Raw genomic sequence first — 15,481 nt, 5'->3', positions numbered from 1 at the left:
TCGGCGAGCATGCGGGGATGCGGCGCGCGTCACCAGACTGGTCGGTTGGGTACGAAATCACTTGGCACGTTTCGCCTTATCACGGTTCGCCGCGTACGGATGACGCCGCGTCGGATACCCTGCAACCCATGATCGAGCGCCCCCGCCCCATCGTCGGCCCGGAATACCTGGTCGCTGGCCGCTATCGCCTGCAGTCGAAAGTCGGCGGCGGCGGCATGGGCGCGGTCTGGCTGGCGCACGACCGTCTGCTCGACCGCGACGTCGCCATCAAGCAGGTGCTCTCCACGGCCGGGCTGGACGAACGCCAGGCCACCGAGGTCCGCAACCAGATCATGCACGAGGGCCGGGTCGCGGCCAAGCTCTCGCACGAGCACGCCATCGCCGTCTACGACGTGGCGCTGGAAGCCGGCGAGCCCTGGCTCGTGATGGAGCACCTGCCCTCTCGCAGCGCCGCCAAGGCCCTGGCGGTCTTCGACACGCTGCCGGTGGTGGAGGTCGCGCAGATCGGGGCGCAGGTCGCCGACGCGCTGGCCGCCGCGCACGCCGCGGGCATCACGCACCGCGACATCAAACCAGGCAATATCCTTGTGGCCGACCGCGGTCCGGGCGTCGGCCTGGCGAAACTCAGCGACTTCGGCATCTCCCGCGGGGCGGGCGATCTGATCGACGAACCCGACAACGTCATCACCGGCACCCCCGCCTACCTGCCGCCGGAGGTCGCGCGCGGCGCCCGCCCGACCGAGGCCAGCGACGTATTCTCCCTGGGCGCCACGTTATACACCATGATCGAGGGCCAGCCGCCCTTCGGCCTGGACGAGGACGCCAACGTCCTGGTCGAGCGCGCCGCGATGGCGCAGATCATTCCGCCGCAGCGCTGCGGCGTGCTCACCAACGCGCTGCTGCACATGATGGAACCGGCGCCGCAGCGCCGCCCGACCATGGCCGAGGCCCGCGACGAAATCCTCACCGCCGCTTTCGGTCCCGGCACCGGGCCCTACATCCTCGGCGCACCGGTGCGCACCGAGGACGGCACCATCCCGGCCTGGGCCACCCGCAATTCGGCGTCCGGCCTGCGCAGCCCGCACTCCGCGCCGCTGCCGCGCCCGCACCGCCAGCAGCACAACCCGGCGCCGGCGCCCGCGGGCCAGCGCCCCGCGGCCCCGCGCTCGCTGGGCCGCAAACCCCCGCAGGCCAGCAACGCGCCCCTGGCCATCGCCGTCGGCCTGCTGATCGGCCTGGTCCTGATCATCGCGCTCATCATCGCGCTGATGTGACCGGCGGCTAGTCGATCCGGCGGCGGTGCGCCCAGCGCGTGAGCGCGTTGCGATTGGACTGCTGCGTCTTGCGCAGCACGTTGGAGGCGTGGGTCTCCACGGTTTTCACCGAGATGAACAGGTTCTCGGCGATCTCGCGATAGGTGTAGCCGCGCGCGAGCAGGCGCAGCACCTCCAGTTCCCGCGGGGTCAGCGAATCCAGCTCCGGATCCAGCGGCGGCTCCGGCACCGGCGACTTCCCGGTGAACGAATCCAGCACGAACCCGGCCAGCCGCGGACTGAACACCGCGTCGCCGCCGGCCACCCGGCGCACGCCGTCGGCGAGTTCGGAACCCGAGATCGTCTTGGTGACGTACCCGCGCGCGCCCGCGCGGATCACCGCGATCACATCCTCGGCCGCGTCGGACACGCTGAGCGCCAAGCACACCGGCCCCTCTTCGATGCCTTGCAGCACCGCGACGCCGCCGCCGTCGGGCATGTGCACGTCGAGCAGCACCACATCGGGCGTCGTCGCCTTGATGCCCGCGATCGCCTCGGCCACCCCGCCGGCTTCCCCGACCACTTCCATATCGGCCTCGCGACTCAGCTCCGCCCGCACGCCGGACCGGAACACGGCGTGATCATCGACGAGAAAAACCCGCACGGTCACCTGCTTCTCCTCTACCCGTGGATCGACCACCGGACCACACCGGCCAAGCCTGACCGGCACCTCATCGGTATCACAATTTCCCGGCCGGAAGCCTTACGCGCCGCCCGCCGGACGCTGGATGCGCGCGGTCGGGGCGTCCGCGGAGATCGGCGAGAACTCCGGCACCCCCGCGTCCGCCTGCTCGTCCTCCGCCTCCGGCACACCGGCGTCGGTGCGCGGCATGATGATCCGCACCTCGGTGCCGCGCCCCGGCGTGGACAGGATCTCCACCTGACCGCCGCGCCGTTCGATCCGCCCGCGGATCGATTTCGCCACGCCCTGCCGGTCCTGTGCCACCGCGTGCACATCGAAGCCGGTGCCGCGGTCGCGCACGAAGATGCTGACCTGATGCGGCTCGACCTCGGCGAACAGATCGATCTCCGGCACGCCCGCGTGCTTGGCGGCGTTCACCAGGGCTTCCCGGCTCGCGCCGAGCAGCGCGGTGAAATGTTCCTTGGGTAAACCGTTTCCGCTGTCGGCGGTGTCCATCGACACGTCACCGACGGTCACCGGGGTCACCTTCACCCCGTGCTGATCCTCCACCTCGCCCGCGATGGTGCGCAGCGCGGCCGCCAGACTCGACTCGGCCGGGCCGGAATCCTCGAACAGCCACTTGCGCAGTTCGCGCTCCTGACTGCGGGCCAGCCTCGTCACCTCCTGCGGGTCACCGGCCTGGCGTTGGATCAGGGCCAGCGTTTGCAGCACCGAATCGTGCAGGTGCGAGGCGATCTCCTCGCGTTCCTCGTTGCGGATGCGGGCGGCGCGTTCGGTGTTCAGCGCCCGCATCATGCGCAGCCACAGCGGCACCGTCAGCAGGCCCGCGCCGACCAGCGTCACCGCCACCGCGACCAGCGCCGACCCGAGCGAGCTCAGATCGATCCGGGCCAGCACCACCACGCCGAGACCGGCCACGATCATGGTGGCCCCGGCGACGATGCGGGCCCACGTCACCACCGAGGAGCGCGCGGGCAGCCCGAGCAGCGAACGCGGGCCGTCGGTGTCGTACTCCCGCCACACCAGCGCGGCGCCGACCGCGACCACGATGATCGGCACGATCACCTTCGCGGCGACCGTCCCGTTCATCAGCCAGGAGACCGCGATCGTCAGCCCGAGCCCCAGCAGCGCCAGGCCGATCGAGCGGCGCCGCTCCGTCCCCGAGGGTTTCACCTCGTCGGCGCCACCCGGCGTGAAGATCCACAGCATGCCGTAGGCGACGATGCCCGCACCGGCCAGCGCGGACAGCAGCACGAACGCCATCCGCACCTTGAACGCGTCCAGCCCGAGATGGTCGGCCAGACCGCCCGCTACCCCGCCGACGATCCGCCCGCCCGAGCGCCGCTCCAGCTTCGCGTGCGGCCCGGCGTGGAACACCAGCGTCGGCTTCCCGCGCGGGTCCGCGCTCCGGGCAGCGTCGAACGCGGGCATGGACGGATACATGTCTTCGATACTGGCACGTCACGCCGCCGACCAGCATCGGGAATCACCCTGATCTTCGCTCCGCGCGGGTCCGGTCCGGACGCGCGCCGACGCCGGATCAGGCCACGGCCCTCCGGTCCGGATTATTCGTGACGATGGCCACTACCTGCGAATTCGAAGTTCGGACAGGCATTCGATGCTCGGTCGCGGATCGCGACCCGTGGCTCAATCCTTGGGGAACCCGATGGAGAACAGCCCCGCGATGACAACGCAGCTGACGACAGAGGAGACGGGGATGAGCCATAGAGCCATGGATTGAAGACTACAGAGTGTAGTAGGTCACACCGCACCCAGAGGTACGAAACCCGATTTCGCCGCACCGCGTATCCCACCCGGTACGCACGGCAATTTCCAAGCTTTTCTTCAGGCTCAACCGGAAATCTGTTGAGCGCGAACACCTTCGGCGAACGAGCCGGAGCCGCTCCGCGTGAGGGACGCGGAGCGCAACAGGGGGAGGAACACCCGTGAAGTGGAAAACTGTGCTGAGCGCTGCCGTCGTGACGACGAGCTGCGTGCTCGCGTCGGCTGGGCAGGCCGGCGCCGCGACCATGGCGCCGCACGAGAAGACCTACACCGCGCCGGACGGACTGGTGTTCACCGTGGGACACAGCGACCAGGTGGTCAACCCGGTCGCGTCGCAGAACGGGATGCCGACGAACCGGGAGGTGTTCCTCGACAACACCTTCTACGGCACGGTGTCCACCGGAACCGGCACCTTGAAGGCGGGCTACTTCGTAGCGTGCGCGGTCGATATGAAGGTCGGGATCGACCTCGGCGCGGAGGTCGGGTTCAACGCCGACCTGGATCTGGGCGTCTCCCTCTCACCCGAGGAACTGTTCCCCGACGCGAGCGTCAGCGTCGGACCTTATCTGGACGCGGGCATAGGTATCGACCTGTCGATGACCCCGGGCAAGGTGGTCGACGTGCCGGTCGGTGAGCGCGCGCTCACGCCGGGCAGCACCGGCTACGTCTTCAGCCGGGACCGCCGCGTCAGCGTCGAGAACTGCGCCGGCCCGCTGACCATCCGGGCCTACGCGATCGTCACCGCGAACACCTCCGGGGTGAGCGCCGACGGCGCGGTCTTCGGCGATCCGTTCGTCATGTGAGTCCGGGATCAGGCCGGGATTCAGGGTTCACCCCGATGCGCGGGGGCTATGGTCCCGGCCACCATGGAAACCATGACGAGAACGAGCTTCGGCGATCAGCTCCGGCAGATGTGGCAGACCCGCCCCGTCCGGCTGCCGCGGCAGGGCCCGGTCGCCGGTGTCGCGGCCGGGTTCGGGCGGCGGTACAACATCGATCCGGTCCTGGTCCGGGTCGCGTTCGTGGTCTCGACCATGTTCGGCGGCGCCGGGATCGTGCTGTACCTGCTGGGCTGGCTGCTGCTGAGCTCACCGGGCAGCGAAAGCTCGCGCGCCGAAGGGCTTTTCGGCAAGAGCGAGCACTCGCAGTCGCACACCAAGACCATCGTGCTGATCGTGGCGCTCTGCATCGCGGTCAGCTCGATGGGCCCGTTCAGCTCGGGCCTGGCCGGCTCCGGGGTGATCAGCCTGGCGCTGATGCTGGCCGGCTGGTGGATGCTGCACATGCGGCTACCCCAGCCGCCGCCCGGCACCAGCGCGCTGGACAGCGATTTCGATTTCGGCGCCGGCGGCGGGCTGACCGCGACCGGCTACCCGGGCACCGCGTTCCCCAGCACCGGGAACTACTACTCCGACGTGATGCCGGTGTACTCGCCGTACACCAAGCTGCCGGACGCCTACGTGCCGGACCCGCCGGCCGAAACGACCCCGCCCGCACCGGAGGACGCGTCGCCGGTGCCGCTCGAGAAGAACGCCACCGCCGCGGCCACTCCCCCGTCGCTGACCAAGCAGACCGGCGAATCCGCCGCCGGCCCCGCGCAATTCCCGCCCACCCGGACCAAGAGCCCGGAGCCGGCCGAACTGTTCGGCACCCCGCCGTCCTGGGATCCACTCGGCGTCGCCCCGCTGGCCTGGGATCTGCCCGAGCCCGGCCCGGCCCGCCCGGTCGCCGTGGCCCCGGTCCAGCGACCGCGCTCGCGGCTCACCCCGACCGTGCTCGGCCTGGCCGTCCTGGCCGCCGCGGGCGCCGGCGCGGCCGCCGTCTCCGGCGTGGAGTGGATGACGCCCGGCCGTATCGCGGCCATCGCGCTCGCCGTCGTCGGCGTGGGCCTGGTGATCGGCGCGTTCCTGCGCCGCGGCGCCGGGCTGCTGGTGGTCACCGCGCCGCTGGCCGGCTTCGTGGTGCTGGCCTCGCTGATCGGCCCGATCGACGGCGGCACCGTCGGCGACCGCGACTGGACACCGCGGTCGCTGGGCGAACTGCAGCCCGAGTACGCCCTGACGATCGGCACGGCCACCCTGGACCTGCGCGGCCTGAGCCTGACCGAAAGCCGCACCGTGGACGTGAAAGTCGGCACCGGCGAGGCGAAAGTCCTGCTCCCCCAGAACATGACCGTCGATACGCGGTGCACGGTCGCCATGGGCGAGATCACCGCCTGTCCTGCGGGCGTCACCGGCCCGAACAATCCGGACGCACCGGTGCTCCACCTCAACGTGGACGTGCGCGTCGGCCAGGCGGAGGTGACCCGTGGCTGAGCAGCCCGAGATCGATCAGTCCAAGACCAAGCGCGGCCCCTCGATCACCATGCTGGTCATCGGCTTCCTCGCCCTGGCGGTCAGCGCCTGGGCCATGGTCGGGCCCGCCGAACTGCGCGACCCCACCGGTGGCCTCAGCATCGGCTGGACCTTGGTGATCGGCGCCATCGTCGTCGGCGTCCTGCTGGTGCTCTCGCCGCGAAAACGCCGCTAGACCAACCGAATAGCGAAAGGCCCGCCCCGGGAGGCGGGCCTTTCGTGTGTCACTCCCACTCGATGGTGCCCGGCGGCTTGCTCGTCACGTCCAGCACCACGCGGTTGACCTCGGCCACCTCGTTGGTGATCCGGGTCGAGATACGTTCCAGCACGTCGTAGGGCAGGCGGGTCCAGTCGGCGGTCATGGCGTCCTCGCTGGAAACCGGGCGCAGCACGATCGGATGACCGTAGGTGCGCCCGTCGCCCTGCACGCCGACGCTGCGGACATCGGCCAGCAGCACCACCGGGCACTGCCAGATCGACTTGTCCAGCCCGGCCGCCGTCAGCTCCTCGCGCGCGATGGCGTCGGCCTGGCGCAGCAGCTCGAGCCGCTCGTAGGTCACCTCGCCGATGATGCGGATGCCCAGGCCCGGACCCGGGAAAGGCTGGCGCCCAACGATTTCCTCGGGCAAGCCGAGCTCCCGGCCGACCGCGCGGACCTCGTCCTTGAACAGCAACCGCAGCGGCTCGACGAGATCGAATTCGAGATCGTCGGGCAGGCCGCCGACATTGTGGTGCGACTTGATGTTCGCGGTGCCGGTGCCGCCGCCGGATTCCACCACATCCGGATACAGCGTGCCCTGGACCAGGAATTCGACCTTCGGCGTGGCGCCGTCGGCGGCGCCGTGCTCGGCGACGACGCCCGCCACGGCCTCCTCGAAGGACCGGATGAACTCCCTGCCGATGATCTTGCGCTTCTCCTCGGGATCGGTGACGCCCTTCAGCTCGCCGAGGAACTTGCCGACCGCGTCCACGGTGACCAGCTTGGCGCCGGTGGAGGCGACGAAATCCTGCTGCACCTGCTCGCGCTCGCCCGCCCGCAGCAGGCCGTGATCGACGAAGACACAGGTGAGGCGGTCGCCGATGGCGCGCTGCACGAGCGCGGCGGCGACCGCGCTGTCCACGCCGCCGGACAGGCCGCAGATGGCGTGCCCGTCACCGATCTGCTCGCGCACCTGCGCGACCAGCGATTCGGCAATGTTGGCGGGCGTCCAGGCCGCCTTGATCCCGGCGATCTCGTGCAGGAAGCGGCTGAGCACCTGCTGCCCGTGCGGCGAGTGCAGCACCTCGGGGTGGTACTGCACGCCGGCCAGGCGCCGGGCCCGATCCTCGAACGCCGCGACCGGCGCGCCCGCGCTGGTGCCGGTGACCTCGAAGCCGGCCGGGGCCGCGGTGACCGCGTCGCCGTGACTCATCCACACCGGCTGGGTGGCGGGCAGGCCACCGTGCAGCAAACCGCCCTCGACGGTCAGCTCGGTGCGGCCGTACTCGCGGGTGCCGGTGTGCGCGACGGTGCCGCCGAGCGCCTGCGCCATGGCCTGGAAGCCGTAGCAGATGCCGAAGACGGGAATGCCGAGATCGAACAGCTTCGCGTCCAGTTGCGGTGCGCCCTCGGCGTACACACTGGACGGTCCGCCGGACAGAATCACCGCGAGCGGCTGCTTCTCCGCGATCTCCGACACCGGCATGGTGTGCGGGATCACCTCGGAGTAAACGCTCGATTCGCGGACTCGACGAGCGATCAGCTGGGCGTACTGGGCACCGAAGTCGACGACGAGGACCGGTCTCTGGGATTCTGCCACCTCGATAGTCTAGAGCGACGCGTCAGCGTCTCCGTGGGGGGCGGTGGTCGGGCGACGGGCGGGCCCAGTCAGGTGATACAGAACACTTGACGACGGGCGGGCCGAGGCGGAGCAGCAGCCCAGCAAATCCTCCCGCGTACCGTCGCGGCGCTGGTTATCCTCTGCTCGTGCCCTTCGCCCGCGCGATAGACGCCGACATCCACTACGAGGACAGCGGCGGTGACGGTCCGGTGGTGCTGCTCGCCCACGAGTTCTTCATGGACCGCACCATGTACGCGTCCCAAATGGCAGCGCTGGCACCGGAATTCCGCATCGTGTCCTGGGATGCGCGGGGCCACGGCCGCACCACCGATCAGGGTCTGCCCTTCACCTACTGGACCGCCGCGCGCGACGCCCTCACCGTCCTGGATCATCTCGGCGCCGAGCGCGCGGTCATCGGCGGGACCGCGCAAGGCGGCTTCACCGCGTTGCGCGCGGCCCTCATTGCGCCGGAACGAGTTTCCGCGCTCATCCTGATCAGCACCGAGGCACACGGCCCGACGCCGGAGCAGTCCACCGCGACCCTGAAATTCCTGGACGAGTGGTACGACGACGATTCCCGGCAGCGCGCGGTGAATCAATTGGCGCACTGGTTGATCGGCGACGACGACTGCTACCGCGAGGCCTGGACCAAACGCTGGCTGAACCGCGACCGCCGCGGCATCGAGGTCGCGGCCGGCTGCCTGCTGGCGCGCGAGTCGGTGCTGGACCGGCTCGCCGAAATCAGCTGCCCCGCCTTGATAATCCACGCCACCGCGAGCGGCATCGCCCACGACCGCGCCCGCCAGCTCGTCCGGGGCATCGCGCACTCGACCTACGTGGAGATCTCCGGCGCCCGGCTGGCCGTCACCGTGACCCATCCGGACCCGGTGAACCACGCCATCCGGCAATTCCTGCGCGAACGGCGCACCCACGCCCGCTGAGGCCGGCGTGGGGCGCGGCGATCAGGCGCGGACCGAGAGGCCGACCTTCTGGAATTCCTTGAGGTCGGAGTACCCCGCCTTGGCCATCGAACGGCGCAGGCCGCCCACCAGATTCAGCGAACCGAAGGGGTCGTCCGAGGGGCCGTAGAGCACCCGCTCCAGGCTCGGACGCGGCGGCTCGGTGGCCTCGCCGCCCAGATCCCACGGATCGTCCACGTGCAGCATCGAACCGCGCGGCACCGAGGGGTGCGCGGCCGAGGAGGGCCAGTACCAGCCACGGCCCGGCGCCTCGGCGGCGGTGGCCAGCGGGACGCCGAGCATGGCGGCGTCGGCGCCGCAGGCGATGGCCTTGGCCAGCTGACCGGAGGTGGCGATGTCACCGTCGGCGATGACGTGCACGTAGCGCCCGCCGGTCTCGTCCAGGTAATCCCGGCGCGCGGCGGCGGCGTCGGCGATCGCGGTGGCCATCGGCACGCCGATGCCCAGCACCTCGCCGGTGGTGGTGGCGCCCGGGTAGGAGCCGTAGCCGACGATGACGCCGGCCGCGCCGGTGCGCATCAGGTGCAGCGCGGTCTTGTGATCGCTCACCCCGCCCGCGACCACGGGCACGTCCAGCTCGGAGATGAAGGTCTTCAGGTTCAGCGGCTCGCCGTCGCCGACGTGCTCGGCGGAGATGATGGTGCCGTGCACGACCAGCAGGTCGACGCCGGCCTGCACCAGCGCCGGGGTCAGCGCCCGCGCGTTCTGCGGGCTGACCCGCACCGCGACCGTGACGCCGGCCGCGCGCACCTGGGCCACGGCGGCGGCGAGCAGGTCCGGCTGCATGGGCGCGGCGTGCAGTTCCTGCAGCAGCCCGATGGCCCGCTCGTAACCGCCCTTGCCGACCAGTTCGACCAGCTGATCGATCTTGGCTTCGACGTCGGCGTGCCGGGCCCACAGGCCCTCGCCGTTGATCACGCCGAGCCCGCCGAGGCGGCCCAGCTCGATGGCGAACTGCGGCGAGACCAGCGCGTCGGTCGGATGCGCCAGGCACGGGATCTCGAACCGGTAGGCGTCGAGCTGCCAGGACAGCGACACCTGCTTGGACGAGCGGGTCCGCCGCGAGGGCACGATGTCGACATCGTCCAGCTCATAGGTACGCCGGGCGGTCCGGCCCATGCCGATCTCGACCATGTCGCGCACGTGTACTCCTTGATTGTGTGTGATTGCCGCGCTCGGGCGCGGGCTGCGTTGTGCCCTGGGCACCGAGCGTGCGAATTCGCCCGCCATCGGGTTGCGTCGGCTGCCGCGGCGGGGTGGCCCGAGCCGGGCCGCGTTCCGCGCGGGGCCGCCCGCACCGTGATCGACGATCCGGGCGCGCCCCGACTCCCGCGAACAGCGTAGTCGCGCACCGACGCGCGACTGTCAAGCCGTCTAGCCGCGACCAGTGTAGTTCGGGGCCTCGACGGTCATCGTGATGTCGTGCGGGTGGCTTTCCTTCAGGCCCGCCGCGGTGATCTGCACGAACTGCGCCTGCTGCAAGTGCTCGATGGAACCGGAGCCGGTGTAGCCCATGGCCGCGCGCAGGCCGCCGACGAGCTGGTGGATGACCTGGCTGACCGGACCGCGGAACGGCACCCGGCCCTCGATGCCCTCGGGCACCAGCTTGTCCTCGGCGAGCACGTCGTCCTGGAAGTAGCGGTCCTTGGAGTAGGACTTGGCCTGCCCCCGGCCCTGCATGGCGCCCAGCGAGCCCATGCCGCGGTAGCTCTTGAACTGCTTGCCGCCCACCAGGATCAGCTCGCCCGGCGACTCGGCGGTGCCCGCGAGCAGCGAGCCGAGCATCACGGTGGACGCGCCCGCGGCGATGGCCTTGGCCACGTCGCCGGAGTACTGGATGCCGCCGTCGGCGATCACCGGCACGCCGTGCGGCCTGCACGCGGCGACGGCCTCGAGGATCGCGGTGATCTGCGGCGCGCCGACACCGGCGACCACGCGGGTGGTACAGATCGAGCCGGGGCCCACGCCCACCTTCACGGCGTCCGCGCCGGCCTCGACCAGCGCCAGCGCGCCCGCGCGGGTGGCCACGTTGCCGCCGACCACCTGGATGCGCTCGCCGACCTCGGCCTTGACCTTGGTGACCATCTTCAGCACGCCGGCCTGATGGCCGTGCGCGGTGTCCACGATCAGCACGTCCACGCCGGCGTCGGCCAGCGTCATGGCGCGCGACCAGGAATCCTCGCCGACGCCGATGGCCGCGCCGACCAGCAGGCGGCCGTCGCGGTCCTTGGTGGCATTGGGGTACTGATCGGTCTTGACGAAGTCCTTGACCGTGATGAGCCCGCGCAGGCGGCCGTTGCCGTCGACGATGGGCAGCTTCTCGATCTTGTGGCGGCGCAGCAGGCCGAGCGCGGCCTCGGCGGTGACGCCCTCCTGCGCGGTGATCAGCGGCGCCTTGGTCATCACGTCGGCGACGCGGCGGTTCTGATCCACCTCGAAACGCATGTCGCGGTTGGTGATGATGCCCACCAGCGCGCCCGTCTCGTCCACCACCGGCAGGCCGGAGATGCGGAAGCGGGCGCACATGGCGTCCACCTCGGCCAGCGTGTCACCGGGGCGGCAGGTCACCGGGTCGGTCACCATACCGGCCTCGGAACGCTTCACCGTCTCCACCTGGGCGGCCTGATCGGCGGCCGCGAGGTTGCGGTGCAGCACGCCCATGCCGCCGGAGCGGGCCATGGCGATGGCCATCCGGGCCTCGGTGACGGTATCCATGGCCGAGCTCACCAGCGGGGTGCGCAGGCGGATGTCCCGGGTCAGCTGGCTGGAGGTCTCCACCGAGCTGGGGATGAGATCCGAGGCGGCGGGCAGCAGCAGCACGTCGTCGAACGTGAGGCCCAGCATGGCGATCTTGTTCGGGTCGTCGCCACCCGTAGGTGGGCGGACTGCGAGCCGTTCGCCCGGTACGGGATTACTCATTCGGATCGACCCCTCCTGGACGTCGAAAGCGAGAGACACCGGAAGACCGGGTCACGCACAACAATGGGATGGACGGCGGCGGCGACGGGCCGCTAAGCCCCGAAGCCTGGGCACCATGGTATCTGCCGAGCAAACGCCGCCTTCCCGCGGTCGCGGTTCGCGGGATCGGCGAAACTTGCCCTCCACATAGCTGGCGCAGACCGCCCTGTTCTGCGTACCGTGGGTGTGTGCGTGACCATCTACCACCTGGCTTGCCGCCGGATCCCTTCGCCGGAGACCCCTCCGACCCGTCCGCCGCGCTCGATGCGATCGAGCCCGGCGAACCGCTGGATCCCCACGAGCGCCTCGCGGTCGAGGAGGATCTCGCTGATCTAGCGGTCTACGAAGCTCTCCTGGGGCACCGCGGTATCCGCGGGCTCGTGGTCAGCTGCGAAGACTGCAGGCAGGATCACTACCACGACTGGGACATGTTGCGCGCCAACCTGTTGCAGTTGCTGGTCGACGGCACCGTGCGCCCGCACGAGCCCGCCTACGACCCGACGCCGGAAGCGTATGTCACCTGGGATTACTGCCGCGGCTACGCGGACGCCTCGATGAACGAGGCCTTCCACGGTGATGGCTTCGACGGTTTCGACAGCTGAACCGATCCACCGGAAACCGGGCGAGTTTCGATCGCTGACCCGGGGTGCACGCGCACGCTACCCCGCCGAATCTCTTCCCTGAACAACAAAACGCCGACCAAGTTTCTGGTCGGCGGTCGTTGTGTGTCTGCTGTCAGCTACTGGGGCCGGGCAAACTCGGAATGCTCGGAATCACGAACGTTGCCGTGGTGCCGGGCACCGAGGGCGCCTGCGTGGGAATCGTCACATCCCCGCCGCTGCTCGGCGTGCCCACCGTGGGCGGGGTCGCGATCGTCGTCGACGGAACCGCCGACGACGGCACGGTGGCCCCCGTCGACGGATCGATGGTGACCGGCGGCGGTGTCGTCACCGGCGGCTGCGTCGTCACCGGGGGTTCCGCCGGCGTCACCGGCGGCTGTGTGGCCGCCGTCGAACCCGGATCCGGATTGGTGGTGGTATCGCTGCCGCCGCCCGAGGTCGGGTTCGTCGGCTTGACTGTGATACTCGTCACCGGAGGGGTGGTGCCGGCCGGATTGGTGGCCGGATCCAGCAGTGCCGCGAGTCGCGCGCCCTCGGGCGAGGATCCCCGCAGTTCCTCGACCAACTGCTTCCAGTTGGACTCCAGCTCGGCCTTCTTGCCTTCGTCGCTGACCTGGGTCAGGGCTTCCTTCGCCTTGTTGAGCTGCGCGGCGGCCTGCGTCGGATTCGACTGCTGCAGAGCCTGTTCCGCCTCACCCAGCTGGCCGTCGGCCCGGTTCACCACGGTGGTCTGGGCCTGTTCACTGAACACGACCTCCTTGACCTTCCACAGCGGATTACCCGGCTCAGCGCTGTACGAGAAGGCGGTAATACCGCCGAAGACCAGCGCCATGGCTGCCGCAGTACCGAGCAACGGCCGCACCAAACGCAAGTGCCTGCTGTTTCGACCGACACCCGCCGCTTTTCGCGAGCCGATCTCCTGATTCACCGCCGCAACGACCGTGTCCAGATCCGGGCTGCTCGGCAGCGGCGGCGCGAGAAGTTCCGCGCGCCAATCCGCCAGCAGCGTTGCGAGCTGGTATTCCTGCTCGCTATCGGTCTGTACGGGACCGTTGCTGGAAATGGCTTCGATCAGCGCGTCGTCGCGGCGTACCGCCGCGATATCGACCGGGCCGCCTTCGTTGCCATTCCCCTCGGCGTAGGGACCGCTGTCTCGCGATCCACGTCGCGCCTTCCAGTCGCCCCGACCGCGCTCGCCATCCCTAGCCATACATTTCACCTGCCCTCGCCACTTGAGACTTGAGTTTCGCGAGTGCCCTGTGCTGGGCGACTCGTATCGCACCCGCCGTACTGCCCACGGCGGCTGCGGTTTCTTCTGCTGACAAACCCATGACCAAGCGGAGGACCAGGATCTCCCGGTGCTTTTCAGGCAACGTCGCAAGCAGACGATTCATCTGCCTGCTCGCTTCCGATTCGAGAGCTCGCTGTTCGGGACCGTGGTCGGTGGATATGACATCTGGTACTTCGGCCATCGCCTCCGCCTTGTTACGGGCGGCATTGCGATGGGCGTCTGCGACCTTGTGTGACGCGATTCCGTATACGAAGGCCATGAAGGGCCTGCCCTGGTCTTGATACCTGGGCAAGGCTGTCATCACAGCCAGACATACCTCCTGCGCGACATCGTCGGCGGAGAGCTGTCCGCGCTCCGCAGCACCGATCCGCGCCCGGCAGTAGCGAACTACCAACGGACGGACCAGTTCGAGTACCTGAGCTAAAGCTGTCCTGTCGCCCTGCGCAGCGGCAGCGACGGCGAGGTCCAACTCTTCGCCCGTGTTCGTCATCGTCAGCGAGATTCCTGGCGTTACAAGTGGCACCGGTCCGATGACCTGTGCTTCCGCCCGACCGGCGGAACGGCTCTAACAATAGCGATAGACCGCCGGGATCCGGGCAACACGGTGGGTTGTGGCGTCAACCGAGTCGAGCGCGGCCCCCGCCACTCCGCTCAGCGAAAGTGCCCGCCGCGGCGGGAAATAACGTCTGAGCAGGCGCGCGCCTCGTTTGCCGCGTCCGGGTCGCCGAGGCCGGTGCGGAGCATGGCGCAGGCCCAGCCCAGCGGCACCAGCCCGTGTTGGCGGCACTGCGCCGCGACCAGATCCGCGTGCCGGCGCGCGAGATCTCGATCACCCGCCGTCAACGCCGCGGCGGCGACCAGTAGGCGGGACTTCACCCGGTGCCGGGTCGAGGGGGCCGATTCGGCGAGCGCGAGGCCGATCTCCGCGTGCCGCCGCGCCGAGTCCGCCGCGCCGGCGGCCAGAGCGGTCTCCGCGTTGACCCAGCGCCAGCGGATGCAGGCCCGCCACGGTTCGTTCGGCCCGATGCCGGCCGCGTCGAGGGTGCGCGCGGTGCGCTCCAGCAGACGCGCCGCCAGGTCGAGGCGGCCGGTGCCGAGCGCGTCAGCGGCGAGACCGGTCAGCGCGTCGCAGACCGCTTCGGTCCGGCCCGGGGTGCGCGGGTCCAGCGGCAGGGCCGCGGCCGCGGCGCGGCCGTCGTACCCGGAAGCCTCGGCATGCCAGCCGAGTTGGCGCAGGAGTGAACCTTCGGTGCTGGCGATCAGCGACCGCAGCACCGGGTCGGCGGTCCGGACCCGCAGGCGGGCCAATTCGGCGCGGGCCGCCGCGTAATACCCCTGACCGCCCAGCGCGACCGCGCGGTGCCAGGAATCGATCCCGTCCGGGGCGATGGGCAACTCGGCAGCGGCACGCCCCGGCGTGCCGCCGAAAGCCGCCGAAGCGAGGACTTCAGATCGGGTATCCAGGGATGGGACCGGCGCGAGCATCGGCAAACCCTATCCCGGAAGGCGCGCCTCGGCCGATGTCCGGCCGCGGATTCCATGCCGGCAACCGTCCAGCATTTCCATTAGCACACCGTGTTTCTATCAGGTAAATCTCGTCCGACAATGCGCAGGCATCGGCGACGCATATTCACATGCGTTTCTCGCAATTAACCTCAGCGCCCCGTTTCGGCCATCTGCGCAACCTCGGCCCAGCACCCCCGCGGTGGCCCGTATC

At 70.0% G+C, this 15,481-nt stretch carries 14 protein-coding genes; 6 read left to right on the top strand and 8 right to left on the bottom strand.

All coding sequences use genetic code 11. The annotated features are described in order from the left end of the window. Positions 1–128 precede the first annotated feature (128 nt). Positions 129–1,274, top strand: coding sequence for a serine/threonine-protein kinase (locus AB0I43_RS22765; RefSeq protein ID WP_356973916.1), 1,146 nt, complete (start codon positions 129–131; stop codon positions 1,272–1,274). Between the two features lie 7 nt (positions 1,275–1,281). Here the strand turns inward: AB0I43_RS22765 and AB0I43_RS22760 are convergent, their stop codons facing one another. Then, positions 1,282–1,917, bottom strand: coding sequence for a response regulator transcription factor (locus tag AB0I43_RS22760; protein ID WP_356974118.1), 636 nt, complete (start codon positions 1,915–1,917; stop codon positions 1,282–1,284). 99 nt (positions 1,918–2,016) lie between these two features. Further along, positions 2,017–3,399, bottom strand: a complete 1,383-nt coding sequence (locus AB0I43_RS22755) for a PspC domain-containing protein (protein WP_356973915.1) — start codon at positions 3,397–3,399, stop codon at positions 2,017–2,019. A gap of 503 nt (positions 3,400–3,902) precedes the next feature. Here AB0I43_RS22755 and AB0I43_RS22750 point away from each other — a divergent pair. The 3 genes from AB0I43_RS22750 (at position 3,903) to AB0I43_RS22740 (ending at position 6,270) form a co-directional block, all read left to right on the top strand. Beyond that, positions 3,903–4,544 carry an MspA family porin gene (locus AB0I43_RS22750; RefSeq protein WP_356973914.1) on the top strand — a complete coding sequence of 214 codons (642 nt, stop codon included), beginning with the start codon at positions 3,903–3,905 and terminating at the stop codon, positions 4,542–4,544. A gap of 63 nt (positions 4,545–4,607) precedes the next feature. After that, entirely contained in the window at positions 4,608–6,056 is a 1,449-nt protein-coding gene (locus AB0I43_RS22745) for a PspC domain-containing protein (protein WP_356973913.1), read from the top strand. After that, positions 6,049–6,270, top strand: a complete 222-nt coding sequence (locus AB0I43_RS22740; protein WP_356973912.1) for a hypothetical protein — start codon at positions 6,049–6,051, stop codon at positions 6,268–6,270. Before AB0I43_RS22745 ends, AB0I43_RS22740 begins: the two co-directional genes overlap by 8 nt. A 49-nt stretch (positions 6,271–6,319) precedes the next feature. On the opposite strand, the gene guaA is transcribed toward AB0I43_RS22740, so the two are convergent. After that, the gene (gene guaA / locus AB0I43_RS22735; protein WP_356974117.1) at positions 6,320–7,900 is read right to left on the bottom strand and encodes a glutamine-hydrolyzing GMP synthase; all 1,581 of its coding nucleotides are present in this window, start codon (positions 7,898–7,900) and stop codon (positions 6,320–6,322) included. A gap of 161 nt (positions 7,901–8,061) precedes the next feature. On the opposite strand from guaA, the gene AB0I43_RS22730 reads away from it, so the two are divergent. Then, complete coding sequence (locus AB0I43_RS22730; protein WP_356973911.1) at positions 8,062–8,856, top strand: alpha/beta fold hydrolase; 795 nt, start codon at positions 8,062–8,064, stop codon at positions 8,854–8,856. A gap of 21 nt (positions 8,857–8,877) precedes the next feature. Here AB0I43_RS22730 and AB0I43_RS22725 read toward each other — a convergent pair whose 3' ends face one another. Both AB0I43_RS22725 and guaB read right to left on the bottom strand, forming a co-directional pair. Next, complete coding sequence (locus AB0I43_RS22725; RefSeq protein WP_356973910.1) at positions 8,878–10,038, bottom strand: GuaB3 family IMP dehydrogenase-related protein; 1,161 nt, start codon at positions 10,036–10,038, stop codon at positions 8,878–8,880. Positions 10,039–10,269: 231 nt separating this feature from the next. Continuing rightward, positions 10,270–11,814 (bottom strand): IMP dehydrogenase, encoded by a 1,545-nt coding sequence (guaB, locus tag AB0I43_RS22720; RefSeq protein WP_356973909.1) that lies wholly within the window; start codon positions 11,812–11,814, stop codon positions 10,270–10,272. Positions 11,815–12,041: 227 nt separating this feature from the next. On the opposite strand from guaB, the gene AB0I43_RS22715 reads away from it, so the two are divergent. Beyond that, positions 12,042–12,455, top strand: coding sequence for a DUF5319 domain-containing protein (locus tag AB0I43_RS22715; protein ID WP_036533470.1), 414 nt, complete (start codon positions 12,042–12,044; stop codon positions 12,453–12,455). Positions 12,456–12,588: 133 nt separating this feature from the next. On the opposite strand, the gene AB0I43_RS22710 is transcribed toward AB0I43_RS22715, so the two are convergent. From AB0I43_RS22710 to AB0I43_RS22700, 3 genes are all read right to left on the bottom strand, one after another. Beyond that, entirely contained in the window at positions 12,589–13,755 is a 1,167-nt protein-coding gene (locus AB0I43_RS22710) for an anti-sigma-D factor RsdA (protein ID WP_356973908.1), read from the bottom strand. Then, positions 13,676–14,254 carry a sigma-70 family RNA polymerase sigma factor gene (locus AB0I43_RS22705; protein ID WP_356973907.1) on the bottom strand — a complete coding sequence of 193 codons (579 nt, stop codon included), beginning with the start codon at positions 14,252–14,254 and terminating at the stop codon, positions 13,676–13,678. Before AB0I43_RS22705 ends, AB0I43_RS22710 begins: the two co-directional genes overlap by 80 nt. Before the next feature lie 161 nt (positions 14,255–14,415). Further along, the gene (locus AB0I43_RS22700) at positions 14,416–15,249 is read right to left on the bottom strand and encodes a hypothetical protein (protein ID WP_356973906.1); all 834 of its coding nucleotides are present in this window, start codon (positions 15,247–15,249) and stop codon (positions 14,416–14,418) included. Positions 15,250–15,481 lie beyond the last annotated feature (232 nt).

The organism is Nocardia sp. NPDC050435, assembly GCF_040655395.1.
Taxonomy (GTDB): Bacteria; Actinomycetota; Actinomycetes; order Mycobacteriales; family Mycobacteriaceae; genus Nocardia.
Note: the sequence above shows the minus strand (reverse complement) of the source record. Positions and strands in the feature narration are given on the sequence as shown.